The following is a 929-nucleotide window of genomic DNA, read 5'->3' as shown; positions in this document are numbered from 1 at the left end:
CACCTCGAGGGCGAGGGTGGTGCCGGGGTTGGCGTGGTCGACGGGGTCGGGGTGGGGCCGACGGTCGGGGACGGGTCGATGAAGGTCTCGGCGTAGTAGCCCGAGATGTGGTCGTGCATGCGGGTGCGGGCGGATGCGGCATCCGCTGCCCTGATCGCGGCCACCACGCCGCGGTGCTCGCCGCGCAGCCGAGCCGAGGTCGCCGCCCAGTCGGCGATCGTGGCCAGGCCGGCTCGGGCGTAGCCCTCGATGCCGCTGCGCAGCCCCGCCATGGTGGCGGTGATCACCTGGTTGCCGGATGCCTCGGCGAGGGCCAGGTGGAAGGCGGCGTCGAGCGCGAGGAACTCGGCCGCTTCGAGGTCGAGGGCGTCCATGGCGTCGAGCAGGGCCTCGGCCGCGGCGAGGTCGGGGGTGTCGGGCGCCTGGGGCTCGGCCACGGTCGGGTCGGATGCCGCGGCGAGGTCGAAGGCCGCCGCGAGGTCGCCCGCCACCGCCGACTCGAGGATGAGGCGGGTGCGCACGATGTCGGCGACGGGGAATCCGCGTGCCGCGACCTGCAGCCGCATGAGCGATCCCATGGCGCCGCCGGGCGTGGAGATGATGATGGCGCCGGAGGTCGGCCCTGAGCCGGCCTKCGTGCGGATGAGGCCGAGCACCTCGAGCACGCGGAGCGCCTCGCGCACGCTCGAGCGGCCGACGCCGAGCTCGGCCGAGAGGGCGCGCTCGCCGGGGAGCCGGTCACCGGGCGACAGCTCGCCCGAGAGCAGCTGGGATTCGACGTGCTCGAGCACCGCCTGCCAGGCGCGTGGTGCCTCGGATGCCGCGGGCGCACCGGCGTCGTGCAGCGTGCCGCCCTCGTGGTGCATGCCGTCGCCTCCCGCCGCGCCGATGTGGTCCGACCACAGTAGCAGATGTGGTCAGACCACATC

The 929-nt window shown here is 74.7% G+C and carries 1 protein-coding gene; it reads right to left on the bottom strand.

The genetic code is table 11. The annotated features are described in order from the left end of the window. Positions 1-866: FadR/GntR family transcriptional regulator (locus tag AC1DY2_RS19165; RefSeq protein WP_476763856.1), on the bottom strand; the 866-nt coding region annotated here is incomplete at its 3' end. Positions 867-929 lie beyond the last annotated feature (63 nt).

The sequence above is a fragment of the Agromyces sp. P1_H4 genome, from assembly GCF_056405255.1.
Note: the sequence above shows the minus strand (reverse complement) of the source record. Positions and strands in the feature narration are given on the sequence as shown.